This window comes from Natranaerovirga pectinivora (genome assembly GCF_004342165.1).
Taxonomy (GTDB): Bacteria; Bacillota; Clostridia; order Lachnospirales; family DSM-24629; genus Natranaerovirga; species Natranaerovirga pectinivora.
Genome location: NZ_SMAL01000001.1, coordinates 199199 through 213778 on the forward strand (window position 1 = coordinate 199199; position 14580 = coordinate 213778).

The window sequence follows — 14580 nt, forward strand, 5'->3', positions numbered from 1 at the left end:
TATATGATTGAAAAAAAGAATAAGAACACTTTAATTATTCTTGGTGTGTTGTTAATAATCATTGTGGTTTACAATTATGGTTATAAACCCATAGATAGAGACAAAAAAGCCTTAGAGTTAGAAATTCAACAGTTAGAGAATCAATATGCCATCTTACTTGGAAAAGAAAAAAATAGAGCATTATTAGAGTCAGAGATAGTGGCATATACTGAACAAATAGAGGCAATAGAAAGTATGTTTCCTGGGGCAATACATCAAGAAAAGGTACTATCCATATTGAATCATATGGAATTAACAACTAATATATTATTTACCAATATAGGTCTATCACAAGAAGAGATTCTATTAACACAAAACGAAAATGGAAGAGAGATAGAAGCATCGAAAGTAGATGTTACTGTAAATTATGAAACCAACTATTTACGCCTAAAAGAGTTACTAAACTATATCAATGAACATGAGGATAGAATAGTGATTAGTACAATAAATCTTACGGAAAAGGATGAATTTATAAGTGTGAATATGAATCTGTCTTTTTACAGGTTTTATTATGAGGGTCGCGAGATTCCACACAGCTTTATCCCCGAGGAGTTTATAAATAATATACCTATTGGTAGACCAGTGGAAGGCATACCACAAAGTTTATTTAATTCAAATAATTAGTGATCTACTAATTATAGTACTTTATCTGACTAACCAGGAGAATGTTTATGAGTATGAAAAAAAAAGCATTAAATGTTTTAAGAAGCAGGGATGGAGCTGTATTGCCAATCATATTAATGACCTTTATGGTTCTAATGATACTTATTTCCTCTGTCATAATTCTGTTTAGCAATAATTTAAGGCAAACAAAACGTCAAGAGGAAATGGTAAAGGCCCATTATATTGCTTTATCTGGTATAGAATTAGCTATGGCGGCATTATTACAAGAAGGTATAATAGGGGGAGCAGAGGATACTTTACTGTATAGTCAATTCGGAAGTCATATTCCTTTAGCCAACACTCCTGAGCTAGAAGATACGCTCACATTAGATAATGGTGAGGTTTTGATTAAAATACGTGCTATAGATACTGGTGAACGTTGGGTAGAAATTCGTTCTAAGGGCACCTTGGTTAATATGGATGCTACCCGTATCATCCGATTGAGATTTTTAGTTCACAATCCAGAGGTGCAGCGCTGGGATCCAAATTGATGATAGGGTTGTAAGGGGGATATATTTGAAAATGAGACTCAAGAATAATAAGGGCATTACCCTTGTTGAATTGCTTATTGGAATAGCGTTGTTAGGCATAATATCAACGATTATCTTCAGCATGCTTAATTTTGGTACCAAGGTTCATAAAATGTCTTTAGAGGAGTATCAGTTGCAGTCATCTATAAGGATGGCTTTGGAAAAAACAAATCAAATTATTAGGTATTCAACAGCTCTTTTTGCTATTCCTGAAACTAGCTTTCAGGAAAGTAATCTTACCCCTGGCTGGCATTATTTTGGTGTGAGTGAGGATAAAAAAGAAATTATTAATTATAGATGGGACAATACTATTGCACAGCATGTAAAAGAGGTCCTCGTGGCCCATCAAAACAACATTTCTTATAACCTTCGTTTTGAAAAAATTAGCTCCCATAGTGAAGATAATTTACTTCGTTTTTTTGTTGAAGCATCAATAGATGGAACTGTCTACAAAAAAATAGATATAAACTCAGAGATAGAAACTTTTAATACTTTACAAATCATTAACTACGGGTCTGATACGAATCCTGCAACAGCAGTGGCGTATAGAGGCGAAGATAGACAGGACAGTGTTATAGGTCATATTGCAATGGTTCTAGATACTTCTGGTAGTATGGCTTGGAACATGGCAGGAAATGACAGTGGACCTGCCAGCACACGTAGAATTGCAATTTTAAAAAATGAAGCCAAAAACCTCATAAATGGATTTGCTCAAGAAAGTAATATTGATATTTCCCTAGTTCCCTTTTCAACGTCTGCAAATAACCCAAAGCCCTTCAGAAATGCCAGGTTAGAAACTGCTAGTTTAATTAGTGATATAGATAGCTTGATTGCTGTAGGAGGAACAAATACAGGGGACGGGATAAGACGGGCTTATAGAGGCTTACAAGCGCATAATAGTACTCTTGGACCTGGTATTACTCCTAGCAATTATATTATTATATTGGTAGATGGGGTTACAACCTTTGCCAGTGTAGAAAAGACCAGCGCTATCAATTATGTTACGCATGGCAATAACATTTTGGATCATTCTTCAGAGTATAGAAATAGGTCTCCATGGAATAGTACAGGACAAATTGCAGGAAATGGTTCTAGTCTTGATTCCCATGGCACCGCTTATGTGGATTTAATAGGAAGTATGATTAGGAATACTAACTTTGCTAAAGTTTATGTTATTGGTTTTTCATCTAGGGCTAGTGATTTATTAAGTGTAAATGATATAGCCAATGCCTGTGGTGCCCCACCTGAACGTGTGTTTTTAGCAGGTGATGGAAATGATCTTAGTGTAGTCTTTGAAACGATTAGGTACGAAATTGTTAATGATTTATGGCATCTTAAAGGACCAAATCTTTAAAAAAAGAATGGTCATAGCGCTATTATAAATATAACGAGGTGGATTTATGTGGAACAAAAAAGGATTTACCTTAATTGAAATCATAATTGGATTGGCTATTATAGGAATAATTGCTATTAGTATTATAGCTTCATTTTCTAATATGTATGTTATGACCAGTGCGACCAAAAATTTTACAGATGAAGTATTTCAATCACAGCAAGAAATAGAACTTCAAATGCAAGAGGTTAAAAATCAAGTTATTTTAGGAAGTACACCAGCAGGCCAACAAAGCTATATCATATTTCAAGGAACCCCCTATCAACGCTCAGTGAAGGGTTATCCAAGAGAGGTCTACGTTGGTAGTAGTGGTATGATTTATACCATTGTGGCGGATACTAGGATGCCTGAATTTGAAGTGGCTACAATTAGTAATGTTGGGATTGATTTAAGAAGTGGAAGCAATATAATATCTCATGCCTATATATCTACGCCCTCTTTGAATATTCGATCAAGTACGCCTGTAATTACAGATCCTAATAATGTAAATTTAATGAACTTACATAAATGGTATGTATCAAGAGCAGGATTTAATATACCAATGATTGAAAATCCAGAAGAGCCAGAAATAGGTGTAAAATATCCACGATATCCTAATGATTATATTATCATACCGAATGAAACCTTAAGTAATCTGAATAATATACACTCGAGCTATAGAGGAAGACACATAATTTATACCATCACACCAGCGGCAAAATCAGGAAAAATGGGAGTAACGATACCCAGTAACCCTGTATTTATATCAGGTCTTCCTATTACTGAGGGGCTTGTTCTTCATTTAGATGCCTCTTATATTAACAAAGAAGATACAAATCAAGTAAGAACAATAAACTCAAATGAAATATATGCAAAAAGATGGTTGGATTTATCATCCAGTAAAAGGGATGCTATCCAAAATCAAAATGTCTCACAACCCCAACTGGTGGAACTAGAATATAGTGCAAATCAATGGGGAAAAAGCTTGAGGGGTTATCAAGGTGTTACTATGAGTACTGGTTTGTTTTCTCCAAACAATACAACCAATTTATCAGTAATTGTATCTGCAAAGATACAGGAAAACCATAGTGGTAGCCCTCATAATTTAATAATAAATGGTGGTTCAGGTTCATGGGGCTTTGGCTGGAACGATTCTGGGTCTTTATGTTATTATCTTCGAAATGCAATTAATGATCATTATTATGCTAGCCAAAGTAAAACACCAGATCATGATTGGCATGTGTTTACAGGCATTATTACTCAAAATAATATAATTTTTAGGATAGATGGTAATGAAGTGGTGGTGCCGAGACAATTACCTGTTTCTTCTATTAATATAGGTCCAGTGAGAATCAATTGGCACTCTCAGTTAGAAATAGGAGAAATAATTATTTATAACAGAGATATTTCAGGTCAAGATTTAGAGACAGTTGAAAACTACCTGTATAATAAATATAGTCCGACAGCATAAAATGGAACGAATTAGCAAAAGTTAAGCCCTATAATGATTTAACCCTCTAAAAAAGGAGAGTCGATTCTAACAGATTGGCTCTTTTTGTATTTCTTATTAAAGGTCTTGCCAGTTAATGACAATATCCCCTACTATGTAATTTTATTAACAATGGATAAATTTTTATAAAAAAATATTTGTTAAAATGTACATTTTTATATAAACATAATCCCCCCCACAACCTTTATATAATATGGTATAATTAGTACTATAAAGTAAGTATTAAACGAAATATCTGGCTTTGCCAATATTAGTAAAGTTTATACCAACCTGCTATAGGAGGGTTAGATTATGATTAAATGTAAAAATAAAAACAATAATTGTATTAATAATAATAGAAACTTTAATTATAAAAATCAAAATGCGGGAGTTACTTTAATAGAAATAATTGTTGCTTTGGCTATTATTAGCATTATTATGATTCCTGTATTTGGTCTGTTGAATCACTCATTTATGATGGTTATTGACTCTCGAAGGACTATGGAAGCATCAAATATAGCTCAACAGATCGTAGAAGAAAGGTATATGGAAAGTCGTGATTTAACGGTACAACCACCTCTCCAAGGCATTAATAAAGACTGGTTAAGCAACTCGGATTTTGATTATTTAATGAATCAAAAGGATTTTTGGATTGTAGAAGAAATAGAGAGGGAAGGTAGAATAATTAAACTCCTAATTAGAATATATAATGATAATAATGAGACAAAGTTACTGGCACAAATTGAATCTAGGTTTATTTGGTTATTCGAAGAAGGCGGTAGTTAATAATGAAAAAGGATTTGTTTAACAAAAAAGGGGTTACATTAATTGAAATCATTGTTGTTATTGCCATAATTAGTATTGTTTTTACCTTGGGTTTTTCTTTTTTTTCAATGTTTATCAATAGTTTTTTTAAACAAGCAGATATTATTGATAGCCAACGTGCAGTCAATGGGATTATAAGAGAATTGGATAGAGAAATAAGAAGAGTAGATATTAATGATATATCTATATTAGATAATGGAATTTCTGTTGGAAGTTTAGACTATAAAATGCAAGGGGATACATTACTAAAAAACGGTAGTATCTTAAATAGAGGCATTACTGATTTTTTTGTTACAAAGGTTGGTAATAAAATCACGATTAATATTACTATAGATGGCAAACACGAAAATAGTATTAATATGGAACATGTCATATACATAAGGGAGTGGTGATATGATGATATGGAGTAAGTTTAAAACTTTACTAGAGGATCATAGAGGATCAGCGTTAATTGTTGTATTACTCGTGTTGGTTGTTGTTTCTGTATTAGGGATTCCTTTAATGTCTTTGAGTTTTACAAATAACACATTAACCAAGATGGATAGGGACTTACAGGCTGCATATTACATTTCTGAAGCTGGTATAGTTGAACATATAGAAATGATAAAGTCAGAAGTATTGTCAATTTATAATAGTTCAGAAGGAGATCAGGAAGAGCGTTTCTTTACAGAGATTTATGAACAATTAGGAGAGAGCATGATAACCTTCGAAGATTCATTTGGAAATACTACATTTTCAGAGGTTGTTTTTACTGATCCCATTCCCAATAGTGGTAATCCTAGGGTTTATCAAATTGCATCTATCGGAAGTGTTAATGGTAGAGAAAGAAGACTTTTGTCTTCCGTAACAATTGAATGGATACCAAAGTCAACACAGAGTATTTTTACAGACATGGTTATTTTCTCAAATAGTTCTATTGCGGTACCTAATGGGACAATAACTGGACCTATTGGAACGAACTCAAGTCAAGCGGGTTCTATTACAATAAGTGGTGGAGGTACTGTTAATGGGGAGATATTTGTTGGTCCTAGTGGTGGTGCAGACGTAGTTAATGGGGTTAATCATGCCACCCCGCAACCTTTAAGTGAAGTTCGTGAATTATTAATGCCTCCTACTCCTGGTTATCCAGATAACTTACCTTTATATCCTAACAAAAAAATTAATATACCATGGAATGAACATGACCTTGTAAAAGATGGAAATTTAAATATCACTAGCCATCTATTACAACCACAGCATGGACTTAACACTTTGGTTTTGGATGGCAATTATCAGTTTAACAGAATAACAGCAACTAGTAATTATACACTTAATATTGACTTGGGCGGTGGACACCGAACAATTGTTGTTAATGAATTAAATATGAATAATGGTCATATAAACATAATGGGAGCTGGAAAATTAACCATTCATGTTCTTGATAAAATAAGTTTTGGTTCTTCTAGTAGTATGAATAACCCTAGTCCTGGAGGTTCAATAACTCAATCAAAAATTGACCAGCTAGAAATTGTATATAGAGGAAATAACCCATTCAGCTTAGCTGGGGGTCAAAAGATTTATGGCTCAATCTTTGTTGAATCTGCCAATATTAGTTTTGGTGCCGGAAGTGGTGTGTTTGGTACCATTATTTCAGGTGGAAATAATGTTGTTTTAGATGGGGGAACAAATGCTATTGTACGTACTATTTATGCGCCTAATGCAAATATTAAAATAGAAGGTGGAGCCACAGTCAAAGGTTCAGTAATTGGCAACTCTATTCAATTGGATGGTGGTGCTTATTTGAATCATGATTTAATGGAGGGTGTAGATATCCCATTTTTTCCTCCTAACACGGATGATGTTGAAGTAGATAATCTTATTATAGGCAAAACGCCAATAAGGGAAAGATAGTGTTTTGTTTTTACAATTATAGAATTTAAAAGCTTGGATCAGTTGAGAAACTGTATTTCAAGCTTTTTTATGGTTTTTTATTCCTTAAAATAAGCTGGTAATTCTATGTTTTATGTGATAGGGAGCCAGTTGAACATAATTTTATAAAAAAGGAAAGTATTGTCATGATAATTTAGAATTGATATAATGAGCATAATAAGTTTATGATGATTTCATTTAACAGAGAATATGAGTTAGGTTATATAATAAAATACTAATAAGGATGGATAAATATGCTAAAAAAACTATTTCCAGACACATATGTTGATTCAATACACGACATTGATTATAAAAAATTATATGAAGAAGGGAAAAGAGGTTTGATTTTTGATATTGATAACACATTAGTACCTTATGATGTGGCTCATCCTGATGATAAAATCATAACTTTATTTGAAGAACTTAAAGCTCTAGGGTTTAAGATATGTTTGGCATCTAATAATAACAAAGATAGAGTGATTAAGTTTAATGAACGTCTAAAATTAATTGCAATACACAAAGCATTAAAACCTTTTAGAAGGAACTTAAGAAAAGCGATGTATCTTATGAAGACTAAGAAAGAAGAAACAGTAATCATTGGTGATCAAATTTTTACAGATGTATTAGGTGGTAATAGACTAGGGATTAAAACCATTTTAGTGGTACCAATACAAGACAAAGAAGAATGGATTACGAAGATTAAAAGAAATACGGAAAGAAAGATTTTAGATATATATCAAAAAAGGAGTGGTAAATGATGATTAGATGCGTTAATGGTAGAAGTAAATTATTTGGAGTAATTGGTAATCCTGTAGAACATACCTTATCACCAGAGCTTCATAATACATTTGGAAAGCTTAGTAATAACAATTTAATATACGTTCCCTTTAAAGTAGAAAAAGATAAAGTAAAGGAAGCTGTTGAAGGGTTATGGGCAGCTAATGTCCAGGGCTTTAATGTTACAGTTCCTTTTAAAAAAGATGTTATTCCTCACCTTGTAGAAATTGATGAAGAAGCAAGAAGAATTGGTGCAGTTAACACTATGAAAAGGTTAGAAAATGGTTATAAAGGATATAACACAGATATTAATGGATTATATAAATCTATAACAAGTGAAGGTTTTGACTTAAAGGACGAAGATGTTATTATTATAGGTGCAGGTGGTGCTGCAAAAGCTGCAACCTATATGAGTGCCCGTGAAGGCGCATCTGCAATATACGTTCTCAATAGAAATGTTGACAACGCACAAATATTAGTGGATAGTGTGAAAGAATACTATCCAGATGCAGAGATCAATGTCTTAAGTACAAAAGACTATAAAAAATTACCAGACAAGAAATACATTGCTATTCAAACAACACCAGTTGGAATGTCTACTTATCTTGAAGAAGCTGTTATAGAAGAAGATGATTTTTATAAAATGATCAAATTTGGTGTAGATGCTATTTATGAGCCAGCAGAAACTCTTTTTATGAAGAAAGTAGTAGCTAATGGCGGTCATGCAATCAATGGACTAAAAATGTTAGTGTATCAAGCTGTATTATCTTTTGAAATATGGACGGGTAGTTATATTGATGATGAAAAATCTGATGAATTATTAAGAAGATTATATAAGTTAGTAAAAGGTGAATAAATTGAAAAATATAGTATTAGTAGGGTTTATGGGATCAGGTAAGACAACGATAGGAAGATTGCTTTCTAGTGCATTCACATTAGATTTTTTAGATACAGATGCTTTAATTGAAGAAAAGGAACAAGTAAGTATATCAGATATTTTTAAATATAAAGGTGAATCTTATTTTAGACAAAGTGAAACCAATGTATTAAAATCCCTTCTTGATGAAGAAAAACATTCTATTATTTTATCAACAGGCGGTGGAATGGTTTTAAAAGACGAAAATGTTAAATTAATGAAAGAAATAGGAATGGTTATATATCTTAGTGCTTCTCCACAAACTATAGCTTTAAGACTTGAAAATGACACAACAAGACCTTTGCTAGAAGGTAAAGACAAGTTAGAGTTTATAACTAAGTTATTAGAGGATCGGCAAAAGTTTTATAAAAATGCAGCGGATTATATTATTCATACAGATGATAAGAGTTTAGAAGAAATTATTAAAGAGGTTGAGGGTATTTATGAAAAAACTAATGGTAATTAATGGGCCCAATATAAATTTTTTAGGAATAAGAGAAGCGTCCATTTATGGTAACAATAATTTTGAGTACCTTAAGAAAATAATAGAAGAAAAAGCACAAAAAGAAAACATAAGTATAGAATGCTTTCAATCTAACTCTGAAGGAGCTATTGTTGATAGGATTCAAGAATGTTATCATAATAAAATTGATGGTATTGTTATTAATCCTGCAGCATATACCCATTATAGTATAGCTATAAGAGATGCACTTTCAGCTGTTAACATTCCAACAATTGAAGTGCATATATCAAATATTCACAAAAGGGAAGAGTTTAGACATAAATCAGTAACAGCCCCAGTTTGTGTAGGTCAGATAGCCGGTTTAGGTCTTAAGGGATATATACTTGCTATCGATGGAATCCTTGGGTATTTAAATGAAAAGGAGTAGTTTTTTTGAGTAGAATAAAAAAACTAATTAAAAAGCTAGAAAAGAATAATTTAGATGCAATGATTATTCATAATGGTTTAAATCGTAGGTATCTAAGTGGATTTACAGGTTCTACTGCATACTTGTATATTTCAAAGAATAAGCAAATCATATTAACAGATTTTAGGTATATGGAACAAGCAACTAATGAATGTAAAGATTTTGAAGTTGTAGATATGTTGGCAGAAGGACATATTGCTACTTTTAATAAAATTATACAGGATGATAATATAGAATCTATAGGATTTGAACAGAATACGGTGACCTATCAAGAATTTGCAGTTTTAGAAGATGGGTTAAAGATTAAAAAACTAGTACCCATTTCTGACATGGTTGAAAGTTTAAGAATGGTAAAAGAAGAAGAGGAAATAGAAAATATTAGAAAAGCTGTTTCTATTGGCGATAAAGCTTTTGATTATATATTAGATGTGCTAAAACCAGGTATTTCAGAAAAAGAGATAGCCCTTGAACTAGAATTCTTTATGAAAAAGGAAGGGGCTTCAAAACTAAGCTTTGATAGTATTGTTGCTTCTGGGGTACATTCTTCTATGCCTCATGCAAGTCCAAGTGATAAAAAAATTGAATCTGGTGATTTTGTGACCTTGGATTTTGGTTGTGTTTATAAGGGCTATTGTTCAGATATGACAAGAACTATGGTAATTGGTAAAGCAAATGAGAAACAAAAAGAAATTTACAACACGGTGTTAGAAGCTCAATTAAAGGCAATTTCAACAATTAAAGAAGGCATATCAGGAATTGATGCTGATAAGGTTGCAAGGGACTTAATTAAAGAAAAAGGCTATGGTGAGTATTTTGGACATGGACTAGGTCATGCTGTAGGCTTGTATATCCATGAATCACCTAGATTGTCTCCTTTAGGGCATGATACATTAGAAGAAAATATGGTGGTAACTGTTGAACCAGGAATATATGTACCAAAGTTTGGTGGGGTGAGAATTGAAGATATTGTTATTGTAAAAAAAGATGGTGTCATTAATCTTACAAAATCACCTAAAGAATTAATTGAGTTATAGAATTAAAATATAAAACTATTGAAAAATTAAAGATATTAGTATAAACTATTAAAGAGTAATTCTAAGGAGGAATATTATGGTTTCAGCAGGAGATTTTAGGAATGGTTTAACAATAGAATATGATGGTGCTATTTATGTTATAATAGATTTCCAACATGTAAAACCAGGTAAAGGTGCGGCCTTTGTAAGAACAAAAATTAGAAACTTAAAAACAGGAGCAGTGATAGAAAAAACATTTAGACCAAGTGAAAAAATGCCAACTGCACATATTGAACGTAAAGATATGCAATACCTGTATAATGATGGAGAATTATTCCATTTTATGGATGTACAATCATATGAGCAAATTGCTATAAATAAAGGTCATTTAAGTGATGCTTTAAAATTTGTAAAAGAAAATGAAATGGTAAAAATACTATCTCACAATAATGTGGTATTTGGTATTGAACCTCCAATAACTGTTGAATTAGAAATTACTGAAACTGAGCCAGGTCTTAAAGGTGATACGGCAACAGGGGCAACTAAGCCAGCAGTAGTAGAAACAGGTGCAACAGTTTATGTTCCTCTATTCGTTGAGATAGGGAATAAAATTAAAATTGATACTAGAACAGGTGAATACCTGTCAAGAGCATAAAGAAAAAAGTGGAGACATTGTTCTCCACTTTTTTTTGTAAAAAAAATCATAAATACATAATGCCCCTCATATAATTTCATAAGAGGAGGTGGACAAGATAGATAAAAAAAGTTCTGTAATTAGAATTTTTTCTTTAAACATACGCTCGGTTTTAGGTAAGTTATCTGAAATGAAGTTTGAGCATTTGCAAGAGATAAGGCTGAGAATGAACTCGCCTCTTATCGTAGTTTATAAGAACAAAGAGTATTTTATTAATGAATCAGGAGAATTAACTTATGATCCTAAAAATAGCTACATTATAACCAATAAAGAAATCAAAGAAACCATTGAGTACATAAGTAATTATTCTCTATATGCTTTTGAAGAAGATATCAAACAAGGGTTTATAACCATTCAAGGTGGCCATCGTGTAGGTTTAGCTGGCAAAGTGATTATGGAAGCAGGAAAAATAAAAAATATAAAATATATATCTTTTATTAATGTTCGTATTTCACATGAAATAAAGGGGTGTGCAGATGAAGTAGTAAAAGCAATTGTTAAAGATAACTCTCTCTATCATACGATGATCATCTCCCCACCAAGATGCGGTAAAACCACATTATTAAGAGATATTGTAAGACAAATCTCAAATGGGAATTTAAAAAGACGGGGAATGACAGTTGGCGTAGTTGATGAACGTTCAGAAATTGGTGGATGTTACAATGGCATTCCTCAAAATGATTTAGGAATTAGGACAGACTTATTAGATTGTTGCCCTAAAGCAGATGGCATGTTAATGCTCATTCGTTCTATGTCTCCTGAAGTCGTAGCAGTAGATGAAATTGGCAGTGAAATTGATATAAATGCTATTGAATATGTTATGAATTCAGGCTGTAAATTAATATGTACAGTCCATGGACAATCTATGGAAGATATGGAGCAAAAGCCAATATTAAATAAACTTGTTAGAAATAAAGCATTTGAAAGATATATCGTTTTAAGCAATAGAACAGGTATAGGACAAGTTGTTGGTATTTATGATGAAAATAGACAACCTTTAATTATATAAAAAATGGAGTGAAAAAAATGTATGTAAAAATACTAGGGATTATAATAACTTTAACTTCTTCAACCTTATTAGGACTATATTTTAGCAAATCATTAACCTACCGATTAGAAGAATTACACACTTTAAAAAAACTATTAATAATGTTAAGAGGGGACGTAAAATATGGAATGACCCCTTTGCCAGAAGCATTAGAAGAGTTGTCTAATAGAAGTGTTGCCCCCTTTAAAGAATTTTTCAATGAAGTTTCTAAGGAATTAAAAAAATTCAATGGCAATAATCTTCAACTCATTTGGAATAGTTCTATTGAAAAACATTTAAAAAGTAGTTTTTTAAAAAAAGAAGATCTTACTAAGTTAATGCAACTGGGAGATACCTTAGGGTATTTAGATAAGGAAATGCAATTGAATACAATAGATTTGTATTTAGAACAGCTAGAGGAAGAAATAAAGTATCTTACCAATAATAATGGACAGTCACAAAAGTTATACAAAAATTTAGGTGTTCTAGGGGGATTATTAGCTGCAATAGTATTTATCTAAATAAATAAAAATATTGCATTATAAAACACATATGAGGGGGAATGGTTAGTGAATATCACATTGATATTTCAAATCGCAGCAGTTGGTATATTGGTATCTGTAATCAATACAGTACTAAAACATACAGGAAGAGATGAACATGCTTTTTTGACCACATTAGCAGGACTAGTTCTTGTTTTATTTTGGGTTATACCATATGTTAATGATTTGTTTGAAACAATAAGAAGAATTTTTCACCTATAAAAGGATGAGGGTTTATGAATATCATTCAAATTTCAGTAATTGGAATAGTAGCTGTGATGCTAGCATTACAATTTAAAAATAGAAATCAAGAATATGGCGTATATATTAGCCTTGTAACAGCAATTATTATATTCTTTTTTGCCATTGATCAATTGGATATAATCGTTGAAACAATTAGTCGTTTGTACAATAACGTAAGCATAAGTAATATTTATATAGATATATTACTAAAAATTGTTGGAATAGCTTATATTGCAGAGTTTGGTTCTCAATTATGTAAAGATGCTGGTTATTCTGCAATCGCTTCACAAATTGAAATAGTAGGCAAGTTATCTATATTAGTTATTAGTTTGCCAATATTGCTTTCAATAATAGATACTATATCATTGTTTTTAACTTAATAAAAAGTAACTTATTAGTGAGATTCTAAGTAAGTTCTACTTTTTTTGCTAAAGATAGGAGAATTAAAATGTTCAAAAGATGCATTCTAATAATTATGTTTGTAATAGCATTTTCGCCTAAATCTTTTGCTCAAAATATAAATCAAGAAGAATATGTAAACAAACAAAAAGAAATGTCTGTAGACTATGACTCTATTCAAGTATCTATAAACAGTCTACAAATGGAGTTAGTAGGTAACGAACCCTTAAATTTCAGATCTCTAGTGGATGGGATAATATCAGGAGAACTTGATATTTCTGTAATGAGCTTGTTTAGAATGCTAATAGATAATTTATTAAAAGAAGTTGTTTTAAATATGAATCTAATGGTACAAGTCATAATTGTTTGTGTGATTATGGCCATATTTACCAACTTTACATCTGCTTTTAATAGTAAATATATTAGTGAGGTTGGCTTTTTTGTTACCTACCTAATATTGTCAGCATTACTTATTAACACCTTCCAGTTGGTTAGTAGAATTGCGTATCAAGTTATTAGTCAAGCGCTTACCTTTATGTATGCATTAATACCAAGTTATTTTGCAACTGTTTCATTGTCAGGGGGATTTAGTTCTACAATAATGTTTCATCAAACAACTCTTGTGTTAATTGGTATAATTGATTGGTTTATACTAAAGACCATTATACCCCTTATAAATCTTGTGGTTCTATTGGAGATAGCCAATAACATAACAGAAGAGCATATATTATCAAAATTAACAGAGATGTTTAAAGTGGCAATAGCTTGGATTTTAAAGTCAATTACCGTATTCTTTTTTGGATTAAATTTATTACAGAGTTTAACGATGCCAATTTTTGATTCTGTAGCAAATAGATCCATTAAAAATGTTATGCAAATAGTACCTGTTGTTGGTCCCTCTTTAGATGGTGTTGCAGATACTGTTTTAGGATCTACAGTTTTAATAAAAAATGCTGTTGGTTTAGGTGGTGTTATTATTATTCTAATAATTTGTTTTATACCACTAGTAAAAATATTATCCTTTTTAATTATTTATAAAGGTGTAGCCGCTGTTGTGCAGCCAATTTCTAGCAAAAGAGTAGTAAATTGTATATCAGGTATTGGGGATACTACAAAACTTTTATTAGGAACAGTTTTTACAGTTGTATTATTATTTGTTATAAGTATAGCAATCATATCAATTTCAACAAATATGATTTATATGGCTAGGTGAT

18 protein-coding genes are annotated in these 14580 nt (G+C 31.6%); all 18 read left to right on the forward strand.

What is annotated here, in order from left to right; all coding sequences use genetic code 11:
* Nucleotides 1–3 precede the first annotated feature (3 nt).
* The 18 genes from EDC18_RS00960 to EDC18_RS01045 all read left to right on the forward strand — a co-directional run bounded on the left by EDC18_RS00960 (nt 4) and on the right by EDC18_RS01045 (nt 14579).
* Nucleotides 4–663 (forward strand): hypothetical protein, encoded by a 660-nt coding sequence (locus EDC18_RS00960; RefSeq protein ID WP_132249344.1) that lies wholly within the window; start codon nt 4–6, stop codon nt 661–663.
* A gap of 47 nt (nt 664–710) precedes the next feature.
* Nucleotides 711–1193, forward strand: a complete 483-nt coding sequence (locus EDC18_RS00965; protein ID WP_132249346.1) for a hypothetical protein — start codon at nt 711–713, stop codon at nt 1191–1193.
* 31 nt (nt 1194–1224) lie between these two features.
* Entirely contained in the window at nt 1225–2586 is a 1362-nt protein-coding gene (locus EDC18_RS00970) for a VWA domain-containing protein (RefSeq protein ID WP_243115043.1), read from the forward strand.
* 46 nt (nt 2587–2632) lie between these two features.
* On the forward strand, nt 2633–4075 hold the full coding sequence (locus EDC18_RS00975; RefSeq protein WP_132249350.1) for a prepilin-type N-terminal cleavage/methylation domain-containing protein: 1443 nt from the start codon (nt 2633–2635) through the stop codon (nt 4073–4075).
* Between the two features lie 330 nt (nt 4076–4405).
* Nucleotides 4406–4879, forward strand: coding sequence for a type IV pilus modification PilV family protein (locus EDC18_RS00980; protein WP_132249352.1), 474 nt, complete (start codon nt 4406–4408; stop codon nt 4877–4879).
* A gap of 2 nt (nt 4880–4881) precedes the next feature.
* Nucleotides 4882–5310 (forward strand): prepilin-type N-terminal cleavage/methylation domain-containing protein, encoded by a 429-nt coding sequence (locus EDC18_RS00985; RefSeq protein WP_132249354.1) that lies wholly within the window; start codon nt 4882–4884, stop codon nt 5308–5310.
* Nucleotide 5311: 1 nt separating this feature from the next.
* Entirely contained in the window at nt 5312–6808 is a 1497-nt protein-coding gene (locus tag EDC18_RS00990) for a PilX N-terminal domain-containing pilus assembly protein (RefSeq protein WP_132249356.1), read from the forward strand.
* Nucleotides 6809–7080: 272 nt separating this feature from the next.
* A complete protein-coding gene (locus EDC18_RS00995; protein WP_132249358.1) occupies nt 7081–7584 on the forward strand; it encodes a YqeG family HAD IIIA-type phosphatase in 504 nt (167 codons plus the stop codon).
* Nucleotides 7584–8459: a shikimate dehydrogenase gene (gene aroE, locus EDC18_RS01000; RefSeq protein ID WP_165878413.1), complete on the forward strand. Its 876-nt coding sequence runs from the start codon at nt 7584–7586 to the stop codon at nt 8457–8459. Before EDC18_RS00995 ends, aroE begins: the two co-directional genes overlap by 1 nt.
* Nucleotide 8460: 1 nt before the next feature.
* On the forward strand, nt 8461–8985 hold the full coding sequence (locus EDC18_RS01005) for a shikimate kinase (protein WP_132249362.1): 525 nt from the start codon (nt 8461–8463) through the stop codon (nt 8983–8985).
* The gene (gene aroQ / locus EDC18_RS01010; RefSeq protein WP_132249364.1) at nt 8963–9409 is read left to right on the forward strand and encodes a type II 3-dehydroquinate dehydratase; all 447 of its coding nucleotides are present in this window, start codon (nt 8963–8965) and stop codon (nt 9407–9409) included. Before EDC18_RS01005 ends, aroQ begins: the two co-directional genes overlap by 23 nt.
* A gap of 5 nt (nt 9410–9414) precedes the next feature.
* The gene (locus tag EDC18_RS01015) at nt 9415–10482 is read left to right on the forward strand and encodes a M24 family metallopeptidase (RefSeq protein WP_243115032.1); all 1068 of its coding nucleotides are present in this window, start codon (nt 9415–9417) and stop codon (nt 10480–10482) included.
* A 76-nt stretch (nt 10483–10558) separates the two neighbouring features.
* Nucleotides 10559–11116: an elongation factor P gene (gene efp / locus EDC18_RS01020; RefSeq protein WP_132249366.1), complete on the forward strand. Its 558-nt coding sequence runs from the start codon at nt 10559–10561 to the stop codon at nt 11114–11116.
* Between the two features lie 97 nt (nt 11117–11213).
* Nucleotides 11214–12164 (forward strand): stage III sporulation protein AA, encoded by a 951-nt coding sequence (gene spoIIIAA / locus EDC18_RS01025; protein WP_207669148.1) that lies wholly within the window; start codon nt 11214–11216, stop codon nt 12162–12164.
* A gap of 17 nt (nt 12165–12181) precedes the next feature.
* Nucleotides 12182–12703 (forward strand): stage III sporulation protein AB, encoded by a 522-nt coding sequence (locus EDC18_RS01030; RefSeq protein ID WP_132249368.1) that lies wholly within the window; start codon nt 12182–12184, stop codon nt 12701–12703.
* Nucleotides 12704–12751: 48 nt separating this feature from the next.
* Nucleotides 12752–12946: a stage III sporulation protein AC gene (gene spoIIIAC / locus EDC18_RS01035; protein ID WP_132249370.1), complete on the forward strand. Its 195-nt coding sequence runs from the start codon at nt 12752–12754 to the stop codon at nt 12944–12946.
* Nucleotides 12947–12960: 14 nt separating this feature from the next.
* A complete protein-coding gene (gene spoIIIAD, locus EDC18_RS01040; protein WP_132249372.1) occupies nt 12961–13347 on the forward strand; it encodes a stage III sporulation protein AD in 387 nt (128 codons plus the stop codon).
* A 68-nt stretch (nt 13348–13415) separates the two neighbouring features.
* The gene (locus EDC18_RS01045) at nt 13416–14579 is read left to right on the forward strand and encodes a stage III sporulation protein AE (protein WP_132249374.1); all 1164 of its coding nucleotides are present in this window, start codon (nt 13416–13418) and stop codon (nt 14577–14579) included.
* Nucleotide 14580: the final 1 nt, after the last annotated feature.

Excerpts from the sequence above, each read along its gene's own strand:
- EDC18_RS00975 (WP_132249350.1), top strand. The coding sequence starts at position 2,633 with ATGTGGAACAAAAAAGGATTTACCTTAATTGAAATCATAATTGGATTG.
- spoIIIAD (WP_132249372.1), top strand. The coding sequence starts at position 12,961 with ATGAATATCATTCAAATTTCAGTAATTGGAATAGTAGCTGTGATGCTA.
- EDC18_RS01030 (WP_132249368.1), top strand. The coding sequence starts at position 12,182 with ATGTATGTAAAAATACTAGGGATTATAATAACTTTAACTTCTTCAACC.
- efp (WP_132249366.1), top strand. The coding sequence starts at position 10,559 with ATGGTTTCAGCAGGAGATTTTAGGAATGGTTTAACAATAGAATATGAT.
- aroQ (WP_132249364.1), top strand. The coding sequence starts at position 8,963 with ATGAAAAAACTAATGGTAATTAATGGGCCCAATATAAATTTTTTAGGA.
- EDC18_RS00970 (WP_243115043.1), top strand. The coding sequence starts at position 1,225 with ATGAGACTCAAGAATAATAAGGGCATTACCCTTGTTGAATTGCTTATT.
- EDC18_RS00960 (WP_132249344.1), top strand. The coding sequence starts at position 4 with ATGATTGAAAAAAAGAATAAGAACACTTTAATTATTCTTGGTGTGTTG.
- EDC18_RS00995 (WP_132249358.1), top strand. The coding sequence starts at position 7,081 with ATGCTAAAAAAACTATTTCCAGACACATATGTTGATTCAATACACGAC.
- EDC18_RS00980 (WP_132249352.1), top strand. The coding sequence starts at position 4,406 with ATGATTAAATGTAAAAATAAAAACAATAATTGTATTAATAATAATAGA.
- EDC18_RS01045 (WP_132249374.1), top strand. The coding sequence starts at position 13,416 with ATGTTCAAAAGATGCATTCTAATAATTATGTTTGTAATAGCATTTTCG.
- EDC18_RS00990 (WP_132249356.1), top strand. The coding sequence starts at position 5,312 with ATGATGATATGGAGTAAGTTTAAAACTTTACTAGAGGATCATAGAGGA.
- aroE (WP_165878413.1), top strand. The coding sequence starts at position 7,584 with ATGATTAGATGCGTTAATGGTAGAAGTAAATTATTTGGAGTAATTGGT.
- EDC18_RS00985 (WP_132249354.1), top strand. The coding sequence starts at position 4,882 with ATGAAAAAGGATTTGTTTAACAAAAAAGGGGTTACATTAATTGAAATC.
- EDC18_RS00965 (WP_132249346.1), top strand. The coding sequence starts at position 711 with ATGAGTATGAAAAAAAAAGCATTAAATGTTTTAAGAAGCAGGGATGGA.